The following is a 14,112-nucleotide window of genomic DNA, read 5'->3' as shown; positions in this document are numbered from 1 at the left end:
AACGGCGACCCAGCTCGGGCGGCCACCCGGGCTGGGCCATTCCTCACGGAACGGCTCAACATAACCGATCAGGCTAATACAAGGGTGGGCAAAGGCGCAAAGCGCCGTGCCCACCATCTTTCACTTGCAGGCGCTGTGGTGGGCACGCTTTCGCTTTGCCCACCCTACCACACCATTTCCTTGGCTTACTTCGTCACCAGCTCCGGCACCTTGCCCGCCGGGGGGGTATTGCGGCTGCGCTGGGTGCGCACGATACCGTCGATGATGGTCATGCCGATGCCCGGGAGGTCGCCGAGCTGCACGCTCTCCAAAATGGTCTTGCCCGGCGAGTGCTGCGCCTTGTCCATGATGACGAAGTCGGCGGAGCGGCCCACCTCGATCAGGCCGCAATCGAGCTCGCGCATGCGCGCGGTGTTGCCGGTGGCTAGGCAGAAGGCGATCTCGGCCGGCAGCTCGCCGAGCGAGGACAGCATCGACACCATGCGCAAAATGCCGAGCGGCTGCACGCCGGAGCCGGCCGGCGCGTCGGTGCCGAGGATGACGCGGTGGAGATCGCCCATCTCGCGCGCGGTGCGCAGCGTGAACAAAGCCGAGCGCTCGTTGCCGTTGTGCACGAGCTCGAGGCCGCGCTTGCAGCCCTCACAGATGCAGCGGATTTGGTCGTCGGGGAGCGCCGTGTGGCCGCCATTGATGTGACCGACCACGTCGGTGTCGGCCTCCAGCACCACGTCCTTGTCGATCAGGCCGGAGCCGGGGATCGAGGGGCCGCCGGTGTGGATGGTGCTCTGGATGCCGTATTTGCGCGCCCAGCCGACCATCTTGCGTGCCGTCGGGCCGTCCTTGACGCCACCGAGACCGACTTCGCCGAGCAGTTTGACGCCATTGGCGGCCATCTCCTTGAAATCCTCCTCGACCATCTCGCATTCGATCACCGGCGCGCCGGCGTGAACCTTCACGCCGCCGGGGCGCAAGGTCCAGAACGCGCGCTGGGCGAACACCGCCATCGCCTTGAGGCCGACAACGTCGCGGGGACGGCCGGGCGTGTGCACTTCGCCGGCCGAGATCATGGTGGTGACGCCGCCATGCAGGTAGCTGTCGATCCAGTTGATCTGGTTCTGCCGCGGCGTCCAGTCGCCCGCAACAGGGTGGACGTGGCTGTCAATCAGGCCCGGCGCGACCGTGGTGCCGTGGGCGTCGACGATCGTCGTCGCGCCTTCCGTGTCGACGTCCTTGAAGCGGCCGATCGCGGTGATCTTGCCGTTCTCGGCAACGATGGTGTCGCCGTCCAGGATGGGCTTTTCCAGGGCGCCGGACAGGATCAGGCCGATATTCCGGATCACGAGCTTTGAGGGTCCGGTGGCCTGGGGTGCGTCATGCGCCATGGAAGGGGCTCCTTATCCCTAGCTGCAACGCTGCCGATCTTGGGCAGCCTTGACCGCAGGATCAAGCCGGATTATTCATTAGTATACGAATGATCGTGTACAAACGACGCATAGCTGCCCGCCTCGGAACCGCATGGAAGCGACAGGGAAGGTGTGATGAGCAATTTCAATCAGGAAAGCGTTTTGAGCGTCCACCACTGGACGGACACGCTGTTCTCCTTCAAGACCACCCGCAGCCCGACCTTCCGTTTCCGCAACGGCGAGTTCACCATGATCGGCCTCAAGGTCGGCGAGAAGCCCCTGCTGCGGGCCTACAGCGTCGCCAGCGCCAATTACGAGGACACGCTGGAGTTCTTCTCGATCAAGGTGCCGGATGGTCCGCTGACCTCGCGGCTTCAGCATTTGAAGGAAGGCGACGAGATCATCGTCAGCCGCAAAGCCACCGGCACGCTGGTGATCGACACCCTGGAAGAGGGCCGAAACCTCTACCTCATCGGCACCGGCACGGGCCTCGCGCCGTTCCTGAGCGTGATCAAGGATCCTGAAACCTACGAGCGCTTCGAGAAAGTGGTGCTGCTGCACGGCTGCCGGCACGTCAAGGAGCTCGCCTATGGCGAGATGATCACCGACACGCTGCCGAAGGACGAACTGATCGGCGAGTACATCCGCAATCAGCTGATCTACTATCCGACCGTCACGCGCGATCCGTTCCGCAATCGCGGCCGCATCACCGACCTCATCACCTCGGGCAAGCTGTTCAGCGACATCGGTCTCCCGGCGCTGGAAGCTGCCCACGACCGCGTCATGATCTGCGGCAGTCCAGCGCTGGTCGCGGACACGCGCGTCCTGCTGGGTGAACGCGGCCTCATGGAGGGCAATCACGGCGAGCCGGCCCAGTTCGTGGTCGAAAAGGCCTTTGCCGAGCGCTAAAGCCCATTTCCGTTCCGATGCGCATCGGAACGGGGCTCCAGATTCTTATTTTGACGCGGTTTCTTTACGAGGACCGGTCTCCACCTCCCTCGAAAACGTTCTAGGCCCGTAATTCCTGCCCAATAAGGTCGCATTTTCGCCGTCGGGCGCCCGTTGCGGCGCCGATTCGGCGCACGATACTATGTGGGAGCGAATCAGCGGAGTTCCCACATGGTTGCGGACAGCGACAGCAACATCGCCTGGCACCGGGTCCAGTTGAAGAAGAACCGCGCCGAGTTGAAGGCGCTGGAGACCGCGCGCTTCACGATGGGCGAGATCGCCTCGTCGAAGCGGAACGGTCAAACCCAGAAGACCATCGCGGAACTCAAGCGCAAGATCGCGCAGTCCGAGCGCGTGATCGCCGATCACGACAAGCGCACGCGCCGACCGCTCGCGACCGACCTGCAAAGCCTCAGCAATGGCAGCTGGAGCCATTGGGACGCCTACACGCAGCAGCGCAAGACCGGGCAGCGATCTCCAGGACGCGGGTAGGCGCGTCTCTCGACACTTGCGATTGAAGCGGTGGGCGCGTTCGGCCCTTGCACGGCCCGCGCCGTGCACCATCTCGGTGAGACGCCAGCAATCACTCCGGTGAACCTATGACCGCGCGCCTCGATTTCACCAGCGAGGCCTTCTTTCGCGATCCGCCCAAGGCGATTGCGACGCTGCGCATGTCTGGCCCCGTGGTCGCGACGCGATTTCCTCTCGTCGGCGACGTCTGGATCACCACAACCCATGACGCCACCGCGCGGGTCCTGAAGGACGGCGCGACGTTCACGTTGCGAAGGGAGGATGGCGACGTCGCTGGTCTGCGCTGGTGGATGCCGAGATACGTCAGGACCATCGCCAACAACATGCTGACGATGGACGAGCCGGATCACACGAGACTCCGCGGCATCGTGGACGAGGCCTTTCGTCGGCGCTCCGTCGTCGCGATGGAGCCGCGCATCCGCACTATTGCCGACGGTCTCGCCGACGAGCTCTTTGCGAACGGAAGCCCGGCCGATCTGGTTCAGCGCTACGCGCGTATCCTGCCGCTTGCGGTGATCTCCGAACTCCTGGGCCTGCCTCCGGCCGACCGTCCGAGATTCATCGCCTGGGCCAACACGATGTCCTCGCTGACCAATGTGGTCAGCTTTTTCCGGCTGCTGTTCGCGTTCCGCAAGATGCGCGCCTACCTCGAGCGGCAGTTGCAGATCGCACGTGTTCAAGGCGGCGAAGGCCTGATCGCAGAGCTGGTCCAGGTTGAGCGCGAGGGCGGCCAGATCACGCCGGATGAAATGGTTTCGATGGTCTTTCTGCTGCTTGCGGCCGGATCGGAGACCACCACGCATCTCATCAGCGGCTCGGCGTTCGAACTGCTCCGGCATCCCGGGTTGCGCGATTGGCTCGAAGAGGACTGGAGTCGCGTCGGGCTTGCCGTCGAAGAGTTCCTGCGCTTCGTCTCGCCAGTGCAATTCTCAAAGCCACGTTATGTGCGGCGGGATCTCGACGTCGAAGGCGTGCGCCTGAAGAAGGGCGATCGCGTCATGGCGATGCTCGCCGCGGCGAACATGGATCCTACGGTGCACGATCGCCCGGAACGCCTCGATCTCGCGCGCAGGCCGAACCGTCACATCTCGTTCGGGACGGGGATCCATTTCTGCCTCGGCCACCAGCTCGCGCGCATCGAGGCGGCGTGCGCGCTCGAAGCGCTGTTCGTACGATGGCCAAAGCTTGCCTTGGCCATCGATCCGGCCGAGGTCCGCTGGCGCAGGCGGCCGGGTTTGCGTGCGATTGCGAAACTTCCCGTCTCGACTGAAGGCCGCGGAACAGAGGCGGCGCGCGCCGAAGCGATGATTGATCGTTCCCTCACCGCGGCCAGCTGAGTCGGCGATCTTTCGGAAAATCTTTGCCGAACGTGATCAGTCAGGAACGGCATGCCGCTGGCCCTGTTATCATCACGACCTTGAACGCGGCGACGAGTTCCTTGGCCGCGTCGCAGGTCGACGTCTTAACGGAGACAAGATCATGGCCAGCAAGATGCCACCTGTCCCACCGGATAATCAGAGCCCGAAGGGAACTGGCGACGCCAAGCAAGTGTCGGCGGATCGGATCCCGCACGGCCAACAGCGCGTGGAAAATCCGGACCAGCAGGGACAGCAGGGCAACATCAAGCAGAACACGACCAATCAAGGCTATCAGCAAGATCGCTGAGGAGGACGACATTCATGTCGACATCCACCAAGACACCAAACAGCATTCGTCAGGGCGGACCTGGCGCTTCGCACGAGAATGCGAAGGCCCCGCTGGACGTGAAGAAACCGCCGGCGGACGATTTGCAGCGCAGCCACAGCCGGATCTCCGGCGGAGGCGGCGAGCGCGATTCCCATCACAGGCACGATGAAGCCGGAAAGGGCGGAGGCAGGTAGTTCATGAGCAGCAAGCAACCCAAGTTGTACATGCCTAGCGATAAGGACATGCGCGAAAATCCCCTGATCGGAGGATCCAAGGGAGCGACAATGGCGGGCGCGTCACCCGACGACCTCGAAGATGCTTTCGGTGAGAACACAATCGAAGGCGATCGCGAGAATGATGTGGGCGTCGGCGGCGGCATCGACAAGGACGTCGCACATGGCGGCGCGCACCGAAGGCGCCGGTAGGTCCGGAGAACAGCAATGCAAGGCAAGAAGACCCACGAGCAGCAGGTTCGCATTCTCGAGCGCAAGCCCGATGTTCCCGACGCGCGGGAGCTCGATCAGGCCATCGGCCATAATGCCGAGGACGCTGCTGTTCATCGCGCGCGCTCGGAAGCCAGGCACAGCGAATACGCAGTAAGTCGCGGCGGCCTCAATCAGGAGAGCGACCACAACAAGCACAACGATTCCGGCCAGAGCGGCCACAAGCCGCCGAAGCCAATGCCGGCGCAACAGAAGCACTAAGTCTTCGGAAGATCACTGCAAGAGGAGAAACCGATGCCAGCAGGGCACGGCAGCAAGACGCACTTCAGATCGGGAATGCATGGCAAGGGCGATGGCACTGGCGCCATGGCCGAAATCCCGAAGGACAAGATCGGCGACAACATGGTGCTGTCAAACCGCGACAAGGCACAGCATTCGGACATCCGCGGCATGGATGGCAAGTTCATCCAGACCGAGCAGTATCAGGACCATGCAGCCAACCGGCTCGACGATGAGCCGGAGACCGACGAGACCTAAGAAGTGGCCTTCCTCCCGAGCAACTCGTGGACCGGTTTCAGCCGGTCCGCTTTTTGGTCGGCGCCGGATCGCGCTCCCAACCGAACACGGAGCGGCCGTCGAGGTCGGGCGAGGCAGCACGCTCGCCGGCGATGTAGGCCTCGACCGAGGGGCCCTGCGCGGTCCGCTCCAGCCGCCGCGCCTGGTCGTCGAGCCGCTTGATCGCCTGCATTTCCTCCTCGCGACCGAGCTTGGCGTTCTGAATCGCGCCCTTCAGCACTCGGATAGTTTCGTCATAGACCTTGATCGGAACCGGGTAGGGATGTCGGTCCTTGCCGCCATGGGCGAGCGAAAAGCGCGCGGGATCGTTGAAACGATAGGGTGCGCCGTGCACGACCTCGGCGACCATCGCAAGTGAGCGCACGGTGCGCGCACCGACGCCGGGCGTCAGCAACAGCTCCGGGAAATCGACCGGGCCGCGCTCGGCCGCGGCGGCCAGGGTGCCGTGCAAGCGTCGTGCGAACACGTCCTTGGGGCGGACGTCGTGATGCGCGGGCATGATCAGATGCGGCAGCATGGCCTGCGCCGGCTCGAGGCCGGTGAGTCGTTCGAACTCGGAGACAATGCGATCCGGGCCAAGACCTCTCAACAGCTCGAGCTGCGCGGTGCGCGAGACATCAGCGCGATGGTCGGTGAGGTTGACGATCTCGCCTTGCTTGGGACCGTCGATCGCAGTGTGGGGTGTATCGACAAAACTCTTCAGCGCCTCGGAATGCCAGTGGTAGCGGCGGGCCTGCCGCTTGTCGCCGTTCATGCCCTGCTGCACCACCGTCCATTTGCCCTCTGCGGTGACGAAGAAGCCATGGAGATAGAGGTCGAAGCCGTCTTGCACAGCCGCGCTGTCGACCTTCGCCACCAGGCGGCTGGCACGCACCAGCATTGCGCCGTCGAAGCCGACGCGCTCGCCGAGCTGCAACAGCTCGTCCGGTGTCTTGCGTGAATGCTGGCCGCGGCCGCCGCAGACATAGATGCCGAGCTCGTCCTGGAGCGGTCCGAGTCCACGCTTCAGGGCGCCGATCACGGAGGTCGTGATGCCGGAGGAGTGCCAGTCCATCCCCATAACTGCGCCAAACGACTGGAACCAGAACGGATGCGACAGCCGCTGCATGAACGCGTCGCGTCCGTAATGATGCACGATCGCCTGAGTGACGATTGCGCCCAACGAGGCCATACGGCTTGCCAGCCACGGCGGAACACGTCCGCTGTGCAAGGGAAGATCGGCGCTGCCGCTACGTCGAGTCATGGGCGCCTCAAATTAGCTCAATTCGCCAGCGGTTGCACCAGCGGAATGCTGCGTTGCACGAGCTAGGGGAGCGAAGCTGGGCGGCAGGCGTTGAGCGCTGACGCGTACGTAAGGTCAGGGACAGCAATGAATTGGCAGACCCTTATGGCCGACATCGACAGGATGTTCGGCTGGATACCCTCATGGTTCATCGGCCTCGGCTTGGTCGCCGGCGCGATGATGCTTGCTCTGTCGTTCTATCGGTTCGCTGTTTGGCTGCTCAATCGCGCTTTCGGAACCCGGCTTCCGCTCCTGAGTGTGTTCATCGAGCGCACGTCCGGCCCGGCCCAGCTGGCGCTGTGTCTGGCTGCCGTCGCACTGGTCCTGCCCCTTGCGCCGCTCGACGATACGATCCGCACGCCGCTGATGCGCCTGTTCGTCGTGGCCGTCATCGCGTTGATCGGCTGGATCTCGATCCGGATCGTCGACATGAGTGCGGCGCGATACTTGCAGAATTTTCGCGACGTCACCGAGAATTTCATCGCGCGCAAGCACGTCACGCAAGTCCGCGTGTTCAAGCGCGTCACCGACACCATCATTGTCGTCATCACGGTCTCCACCGCGTTAATGACGTTCGATTCGGTGAGGCAATATGGCGTCAGCCTGTTCGCCTCCGCCGGTGCCGCCGGTATCATCGTCGGTCTTGCCGCGCGGCCGCTGCTGAGCAATCTGATCGCGGGCTTGCAGATCGCCATTACCCAGCCGATCCGCATCGAGGATGCCGTGATCATCGAGAACGAGTGGGGATGGGTCGAGGACATCGCCTCGACCTATGTCGTGATCCGGCTGTGGGATTGGCGCCGTATGGTGGTGCCGCTGTCCTATTTCATCGAAAAGCCGTTTCAGAACTGGACGCGCGACACCGCCTCGCTGATCGGTGTGGTCGGGCTCCATGTCGATTACCGTGCCGATGTGGCGCGCATCAGGCGTTGGCTGGAGGAGGCGGTGAAGGAGTCCAAGCTCTGGGACGGCGCCGTGGTCAATCTCCAGGTGATCGACGCAGATTCGCGCACAATCGAGCTTCGCGCGCTGGTCAGCGCGCGCAATGCGCCGCAATCTTGGGACCTGCGCTGCGAGATCAGAGAGAAGCTGGTGGCCTTCATCCGCGACGAGATGCCGGAGGCACTGCCGCGCGAGCGTGCGATCCTGATCCCCTCGGGTGACGATGATGCCTATTTGCCGCGGCGCGCCGCGCCGCCGGAGAAAATGCGGGCGAGGGCCCATAACTGACCGGCGCGTCCGTTCTTGCTGGCCGGAGGCTGGTACTCGCGCGTCTTCGCCGTCGGCGCGCGCGGGCGTGCTGAGCAGGGCGGTGCGCGAGGCGCCTAGTGCGATTCTCGTGCGAACAGCCTCACTGGGCGCGGATGTTGGCGGCCTTCAGCAGCGGCTCCCACTTCGCCGCCTCGGCATGCATATAGGTGTCAAAGTCCTTGGCGGAGGAGCCGACCGGGGTGGCGCCGATCTTGTCGAGCGTCGACAGGACGCTCGGATCCTGCAGCGCCGCCTTCAGGTCGGTTTCAAGCTTGGCGACGATCTCCGGCGGCATCTTCGCCGGACCGAGCACGCCCCACCAGACCGAGACGTCGTAGCCGGGCACGCCGGCTTCCGTGACGGTCGGAACATCCGGCAGCGCCTTGGAGCGCTCGGCCGAGGTCACCGCGAGTGCGCGCACCGGGCCGCCTTCGAGCTGGCCGATCGCTTCCGCGAGCGGATTGATGCTGAGCGGAATCTCGCCGGCGATCACCGCCGTCAGCGCCGGTGCGCCGCCCTTGTAAGGGATCGCCACGATCTTGCTAGCCGACATGTATTTGAGCAGCTCGCCGGCCAGATGCGCCGAGGTGCCGTTGCCGGACATGCCGTAGGAGAGCTTGTCCGGCTCCTTCTTCGCCGCGGTGAGGAGATCGCCAAGCGTCCTGTAGGGGCTGTCCTTGGCGACGACGATCGCGAGCGGCGAGGAAGCGAGCTCGGTGATCGCGGTAAAATCCTTGAACGTGTCGTAGGGCACGCTCGGATAGATGAACTGATTGAGAGGATGACCGCTCGCGACCAGGATCAACGTGTATCCGTCCGGCGCGGCCTGCGTCAGCGCCTGCGAGGCAACGATGCCGCCTGCGCCCGGGCGGTTGTCGATCACGGGCTGCTGGCCCCAGGTCTTGGCCAGCGCCTGGCCCAGCGTGCGCGCGAGCACGTCCACCGCACCGCCGGCGGCGTAGGGGACCAGAATGTGGACCGGCTTGCTCGGATAATTGTCGGCGGACTGCGCGGCGCCGCCCGCCAGCAGCAGACCGGCACACAGCATCAAACCGCCGATCTTCTTGTTCAAACCCTGCATCTCCCAGCACTCCTTGAGGGCATTCGGCCGCCTGCCGGCGGCCTCCAGGCCGCCGCGGATGCCGCCCGTTGTTTTTGTTGACGAGACTTGATCTTTTGTACGATAGTACAAATCGCATGGTACGCAAGTCCACCAGCAGGGAAACGGCCCGCAAGCCGAACATGCGCGAGGCGATCCTTGCCGCGGCCGAGGAGCTGTTCGCCACCAACGGCTTCAATGCTGTGTCGGTGCGCGACATCGCGCAGGCTGCCGGGGCCAATCCCGGCAGCGTGACCTATCATTTCAAGACCAAGGACGGCCTGCTGCTGGAGATCTATCGGCGCCATTGCGGGCCGATGAATTTGCGCCGATCCGAACTGCTCGCGGCCGCCAAGCGCGTGCGCGATCTCCAGGATCGGCTGGAGGCGATCGTGCGCGCTTATGTGGTGCCGGCCTTCACCTCGGGCAGCGATCTCGCCGGCGGCGGCGCGCGCTTCACGCGGCTGCGCGCCGTGATGTCGGCGGAAGGCAACGAGGTCGCACGAAAAATCATCGCGCAGACGTTTGACGACACCAGCCACGCCTTCATCGACGCGATTCACGAGAGTCTGCCACACATTCCGCGCACCGACATCGTCTGGCGCAGCCATTTCCTGCTGGGTGCACTCTATTATTCACTGGTGACGCCGGAGCGCGTGTCGCGCCTGTCGCGCGGTGAGGCCGACGGCGGCGATGCCGCCAATGCCATCGAGCAATTGGTGCAGGCCACCGTTGCCGCGTTCCAGGCGCCCGCGCTGGATCAAGCCGCGCCGGTGCGGCGGCGGCCGGTCGTCAGCAGCAAGACTTGAAAGAAGCCGCACGAGGGGAGGCGCGGCCTTGCGCTTCAGCTCGCAAGTGGACCATGTGACGGGGTGTTGAGGACATGAATAGGCGGGAGTGCTTGCATCTCTTGACTGGCCTGGCCGGAGCGGCGCTTGCGAATGAAGCACGCGCGCAAGGCGCCGAGCCGAAGGCGATCCCCACGATCGCGCCGCCGGATGCAAATCCCAAGACGCCGTCGTTCAAGCTGCCAGCGAAATCTTGCGATAGCCACATCCACATCTTCGGGCCCGCGTCGCGTTACCCCTTCGCGGAAAAGCGACGCTACAACACGGCCGATGCGCCGCTGGAGGCATTCCGCAGCGTGCACGAGAAGATCGGGGTCGAACGCAGCGTCATCGTCAATGCCACCGTTCACGGCACCGACAATCGCCTCGTGACCGATGCCAGCTGAAGATCATGATGTACACGCCGACCATTCCGCCGCCAGACCCAAACACGCGTAGGCCGAAATTCAAGCTGCCAAGGCTGGCTTGCGACGCGCATTGCCATATCTTCGGTCCCGGCGCGAAATATCCGTACGCGCCAGACCGCTCCTACACGCCGCCCGATGCGCCGCTGGAGGAATTCCGCGCGCTGCATGTCAAGCTCGGCGTCGAGCGCGCCGTCATCGTCAATGCCAGCGTGCACGGCACCGACAACACGGTAGCGCTGGACGCTCTCGCGCAGAGCAACGGTGCCTATCGCGCGGTCGCAAACATCGACGACACCATCACCGAGCGCGGGCTTCGCGTGCTGCACGAGGGCGGCTTCCGCGGCTGCCGTTTCAATTTCGTCCGCCATCTCGGCGGCGTCCCCGATAAGAGCGTGTTCGACCGCGTCATCGCTATGGTCGCGCCGCTCGGCTGGCATATCGATCTGCATTTTGACGCGATCGACTTGCCCGAATATGCCGACATGCTGGCAAGGCTGCCGCTGAGCTACACCATCGACCACATGGGACGGGTGAAGACCTCCGATGGGCTCGACCAGCTTCCGTTCAGGATTTTGGTCGAACTGATGCAGCGCGACGAAAAATGCTGGGTCAAGATCTGCGGCTCGGAGCGGGTGTCCTCGGCCGGTCCGCCGTTCACGGACGCGGTGCCGTTCGCGCGCAAGATCGTCGAGACCGCGCCCGATCGCGTCATTTGGGGCACCGACTGGCCTCATCCGAACGTCAAGGTGATGCCGAACGACGGTGATCTTGTCGACCTGATCCCGCTGTTCGCGCCGGAGGTGGAGTTCCAGCAGAAGATTCTGGTCGATAATCCCGCGCGCCTGTTTGGGTTCGACCAATGACGGCGCTCGCGATCGAAAAGCCGCGCGGCCGCGCCTGGTGGAAGGAGCTCTGGATCCAGGTGCTCATCGCCATGGCGGCCGGCATCGCGCTTGGGATCGCCAGTCCCGAGGCGAGCGCCAAGATGCAGCCGCTCGGGGATGCCTTCATCAAGGCGATCCGGATGCTGATCGCGCCGATCATCTTTTGCACCGTCGTGCACGGTATCGCGCACATGGCCGACATGGCGCGCGTCGGGCGCGTTGCGGTGAAGGCGATCGTCTATTTCGAGGTCATGACCACGATCGCGCTAATCATCGGTCTCGTCGCGGTGAATTTGCTCAAGCCCGGCGTCGGCATGAACATCGATCCCGCCAGCATCAATGCCAGCGCCATCGAGCCCTATGTCAGGCAGACCGGCGCGATCGGATTCGTGCCGTTCCTGATGAACATCGTGCCCGCGACGTTCGTCGGCGCCTTTGCCGAGGGCAACATTCTCCAGGTGCTGTTCATCTCCGTACTGTGCGGCTTTGCCCTGGTGCAGCTCGGCGAGCGTGCCGCGCCGCTGGTGCATCTGATCGACATCGCCGCCAAGATGGTGTTCGCCGTCGTCGGCTTGGTAATGCGGGCGGCGCCGATCGGCGCGTTCGGCGCTATCGCCTTTACGGTCGGCAAGTTCGGCGTGGGCTCGCTCGCCTCGCTCGGCAAGCTGCTGGGGGGCTTCTACCTCACCTGCGTGGTCTTCATCATCGTGGCGCTCGGCCCCGTGGCGCGGCTCTGCGGCTTCTCGCTGGTCAAGCTGATCCGCTATATCTGGGAAGAGCTGCTTATCTGCATCGCCACGACATCATCGGAAACGGTGTTGCCGCGGATGCTGACCAAGCTGGAAAAGGCCGGTTGCGAGAAGAGCGTCGTCGGACTTGTGATCCCGACCGGCTATTCCTTCAATCTCGACGGCACCTGCCTCTATCTTGCCGCTGCCTCGGTTTTCCTGGCACAGGCGACCAACACGCCGTTCGGCCTTGCCGAGCAGATCGAGCTGCTGCTGATCCTTCTCGTGACCTCCAAGGGCGCGGCGGGGATTGCGGGCGCGGCCTTCGTCGTGCTGGCGGCGACGCTGTCGGCCACCGGCACCATTCCGGTGACCAGCGTCGCGCTGGTGCTCGGCATCCATCGCCTGATGTCGCAGGGGCTGACGCCGACCAATCTGATCGGGAACGCGGTTGCGACGATCGCAATTGCCAAATGGGAAGGCGCGCTCGATGGCGAGCGCCTCCGGCATGTGCTCGACGGCGAGGAGCAAGCGGCCGCCGCGGCTTGATGAACCGGCTTCCTGCCTGGGGCAGACGGCCTATGATGCGTACAAACGAAAAAGGGGAGTTTGTCCGATGAAAACTGGTCTCGTGATCACCGCCCATCCCGGCGATTTCGTCTGGCGCGCCGGCGGCGCCATCGCGCTGCATGCGAAGAAGGGCTATCGCATGAAGATCGTTTGCATGTCCTTTGGCGAGCGCGGCGAGAGCCAGTTCGCCTGGAAGGAGAGGGGGGCGACGCTGGAATCGGTCAAGGCCGGCCGCAAGGACGAGGCGGAGCGGGCGGCAAAGCTGTTAGGTGCCGAGATCGAGTTCTTCGACTGCGGCGATTATCCGCTGAAGCTCACCGAAGCGCATTTTGATCGCATGGTCGACATCTACCGCGAGCTCAATCCGAACTTCGTGCTGACGCACGCGCTGGAGGACCCCTATAATTTCGACCATCCCAACGCTGCGCATTTCGCGCAGGAGACCCGCGTGGTCGCGCAGGCGATGGGCCATAAGCCCGGCGCGCAGTACAAATACTCGGCGCCGCCGGTGTTCCTGTTCGAGCCACACCAGCCGGAGCAGTGCAACTACAAGCCGGACCTGCTCCTCAAGATCGACGAGGTCTGGAAGGAGAAGTACGAGGCGTTCCAGATCCTGGCCGCGCAAAAGCATCTGTGGGGCTATTACGAGCGCGTCGCGCTCAACCGAGGCATCCAGGGCAGCCGCAACACCGGCGTGCCCATGACCTATGGCGAGGCCTATCAGCGTCTGTTTCCGACCGTCGCGGAGGAACTCGCATGAAACCGGTCGTCGTTCGCAACATCAAGCGTGCCGATCCCGCCGGCATGGCGGAATACGGCGTTTCGACCGTACATGAAGCCTATGGTCGCACCGGCCTGATGAAGCCATATTTGCGGCCGGTCTGGGCGGGCGCGGCGATTGCGGGTCCCGCGGTCACCGTGCTGGCGCAGCCCGGCGACAATTGGATGATCCATGTCGCGGTGGAGCAGTGCAGGAAGGGCGACATCCTCGTCGTCGGCTGCACCACCGACAATACTGACGGCATGTTCGGCGAATTGCTGGCGACCTCGCTTAGGGCGCGCGGCGTGCAGGGATTGATCATCGATGCCGGCTGCCGCGATGTCAGAGCGCTGCATGAGATGAAGTTTCCGGTGTGGTCGCGCGCAGTCTCGGCCAAGGGCACGGTGAAGGCGACGCTCGGCTCGGTCAATGTCCCCGTGGTCTGCGCCGGCGTCAATGTCGATCCCGGTGACATCATCGTGGCTGACGACGACGGCGTCGTCGTGGTGCCGAAGCGGTACGCGCCCGAAGTCGCCGAGAAGGCGAGAAAGCGCAATGCCGAGGAAGGCGGCAAGCGCAAGCGTCTCGCCTCGGGCGAACTCGGTCTCGACATGTACAGCATGCGCGAGGCTCTGGCCAAAGCCGGGCTCGTCTATGTCGACAATCCCGAGGACGTTTGAGGCAACGGCAGGAGCG

18 protein-coding genes are annotated in these 14,112 nt (G+C 64.0%); 15 read left to right on the top strand and 3 right to left on the bottom strand.

Annotated features, from left to right (window positions below):
* Positions 1-185: 185 nt before the first annotated feature.
* Positions 186-1,382, bottom strand: coding sequence for an amidohydrolase family protein (locus tag IVA87_RS05540; RefSeq protein WP_247304602.1), 1,197 nt, complete (start codon positions 1,380-1,382; stop codon positions 186-188).
* 156 nt (positions 1,383-1,538) lie between these two features.
* Between IVA87_RS05540 and IVA87_RS05535 the strand changes: the two genes are divergently transcribed.
* The 8 genes from IVA87_RS05535 to IVA87_RS05500 all read left to right on the top strand — a co-directional run bounded on the left by IVA87_RS05535 (position 1,539) and on the right by IVA87_RS05500 (position 5,548).
* Complete coding sequence (locus tag IVA87_RS05535) at positions 1,539-2,312, top strand: ferredoxin--NADP reductase (protein WP_247304599.1); 774 nt, start codon at positions 1,539-1,541, stop codon at positions 2,310-2,312.
* Between the two features lie 210 nt (positions 2,313-2,522).
* Positions 2,523-2,843, top strand: coding sequence for a hypothetical protein (locus IVA87_RS05530; RefSeq protein ID WP_247304597.1), 321 nt, complete (start codon positions 2,523-2,525; stop codon positions 2,841-2,843).
* Between the two features lie 107 nt (positions 2,844-2,950).
* The gene (locus IVA87_RS05525) at positions 2,951-4,219 is read left to right on the top strand and encodes a cytochrome P450 (RefSeq protein ID WP_247304594.1); all 1,269 of its coding nucleotides are present in this window, start codon (positions 2,951-2,953) and stop codon (positions 4,217-4,219) included.
* A 142-nt stretch (positions 4,220-4,361) separates the two neighbouring features.
* A complete protein-coding gene (locus tag IVA87_RS05520; protein ID WP_247332964.1) occupies positions 4,362-4,547 on the top strand; it encodes a hypothetical protein in 186 nt (61 codons plus the stop codon).
* A 14-nt stretch (positions 4,548-4,561) separates the two neighbouring features.
* Positions 4,562-4,762 (top strand): hypothetical protein, encoded by a 201-nt coding sequence (locus IVA87_RS05515; protein WP_247332963.1) that lies wholly within the window; start codon positions 4,562-4,564, stop codon positions 4,760-4,762.
* A gap of 3 nt (positions 4,763-4,765) precedes the next feature.
* On the top strand, positions 4,766-4,993 hold the full coding sequence (locus IVA87_RS05510; protein WP_247304590.1) for a hypothetical protein: 228 nt from the start codon (positions 4,766-4,768) through the stop codon (positions 4,991-4,993).
* 15 nt (positions 4,994-5,008) lie between these two features.
* Positions 5,009-5,272: a hypothetical protein gene (locus IVA87_RS05505; protein WP_247276857.1), complete on the top strand. Its 264-nt coding sequence runs from the start codon at positions 5,009-5,011 to the stop codon at positions 5,270-5,272.
* A gap of 33 nt (positions 5,273-5,305) precedes the next feature.
* A complete protein-coding gene (locus IVA87_RS05500) occupies positions 5,306-5,548 on the top strand; it encodes a hypothetical protein (RefSeq protein WP_247304588.1) in 243 nt (80 codons plus the stop codon).
* 37 nt (positions 5,549-5,585) lie between these two features.
* On the opposite strand, the gene IVA87_RS05495 is transcribed toward IVA87_RS05500, so the two are convergent.
* A complete protein-coding gene (locus tag IVA87_RS05495; RefSeq protein ID WP_247304586.1) occupies positions 5,586-6,830 on the bottom strand; it encodes a DUF763 domain-containing protein in 1,245 nt (414 codons plus the stop codon).
* Positions 6,831-6,956: 126 nt separating this feature from the next.
* Here IVA87_RS05495 and IVA87_RS05490 point away from each other — a divergent pair, with 126 nt between their 5' ends.
* A complete protein-coding gene (locus IVA87_RS05490) occupies positions 6,957-8,099 on the top strand; it encodes a mechanosensitive ion channel family protein (protein WP_247332962.1) in 1,143 nt (380 codons plus the stop codon).
* Between the two features lie 121 nt (positions 8,100-8,220).
* Here the strand turns inward: IVA87_RS05490 and IVA87_RS05485 are convergent, their stop codons facing one another.
* The gene (locus tag IVA87_RS05485) at positions 8,221-9,201 is read right to left on the bottom strand and encodes a tripartite tricarboxylate transporter substrate binding protein (protein ID WP_247304582.1); all 981 of its coding nucleotides are present in this window, start codon (positions 9,199-9,201) and stop codon (positions 8,221-8,223) included.
* Positions 9,202-9,317: 116 nt separating this feature from the next.
* Here IVA87_RS05485 and IVA87_RS05480 point away from each other — a divergent pair, with 116 nt between their 5' ends.
* The 6 genes from IVA87_RS05480 (at position 9,318) to IVA87_RS05455 (ending at position 14,096) form a co-directional block, all read left to right on the top strand.
* The gene (locus IVA87_RS05480) at positions 9,318-10,028 is read left to right on the top strand and encodes a TetR family transcriptional regulator (protein ID WP_247304580.1); all 711 of its coding nucleotides are present in this window, start codon (positions 9,318-9,320) and stop codon (positions 10,026-10,028) included.
* 92 nt (positions 10,029-10,120) lie between these two features.
* Positions 10,121-10,453 (top strand): amidohydrolase family protein, encoded by a 333-nt coding sequence (locus IVA87_RS05475; protein ID WP_247304578.1) that lies wholly within the window; start codon positions 10,121-10,123, stop codon positions 10,451-10,453.
* A 5-nt stretch (positions 10,454-10,458) separates the two neighbouring features.
* Positions 10,459-11,337, top strand: coding sequence for an amidohydrolase family protein (locus tag IVA87_RS05470; protein ID WP_247304577.1), 879 nt, complete (start codon positions 10,459-10,461; stop codon positions 11,335-11,337).
* Positions 11,334-12,635 carry a C4-dicarboxylate transporter DctA gene (dctA, locus tag IVA87_RS05465; protein WP_247304574.1) on the top strand — a complete coding sequence of 434 codons (1,302 nt, stop codon included), beginning with the start codon at positions 11,334-11,336 and terminating at the stop codon, positions 12,633-12,635. The genes IVA87_RS05470 and dctA overlap by 4 nt, the downstream gene beginning before the upstream one ends.
* 67 nt (positions 12,636-12,702) lie before the next feature.
* A complete protein-coding gene (locus IVA87_RS05460) occupies positions 12,703-13,416 on the top strand; it encodes a PIG-L deacetylase family protein (RefSeq protein WP_247304571.1) in 714 nt (237 codons plus the stop codon).
* A complete protein-coding gene (locus IVA87_RS05455; RefSeq protein WP_247304568.1) occupies positions 13,413-14,096 on the top strand; it encodes a 4-carboxy-4-hydroxy-2-oxoadipate aldolase/oxaloacetate decarboxylase in 684 nt (227 codons plus the stop codon). Before IVA87_RS05460 ends, IVA87_RS05455 begins: the two co-directional genes overlap by 4 nt.
* Positions 14,097-14,112: the final 16 nt, after the last annotated feature.

This window comes from Bradyrhizobium sp. 147 (assembly GCF_023073935.1).
GTDB lineage: Bacteria > Pseudomonadota > Alphaproteobacteria > Rhizobiales > Xanthobacteraceae > Bradyrhizobium.
The sequence above is the reverse complement of the archived record's forward strand: the minus strand, read 5'-3'. Positions and strand labels throughout refer to the sequence as shown.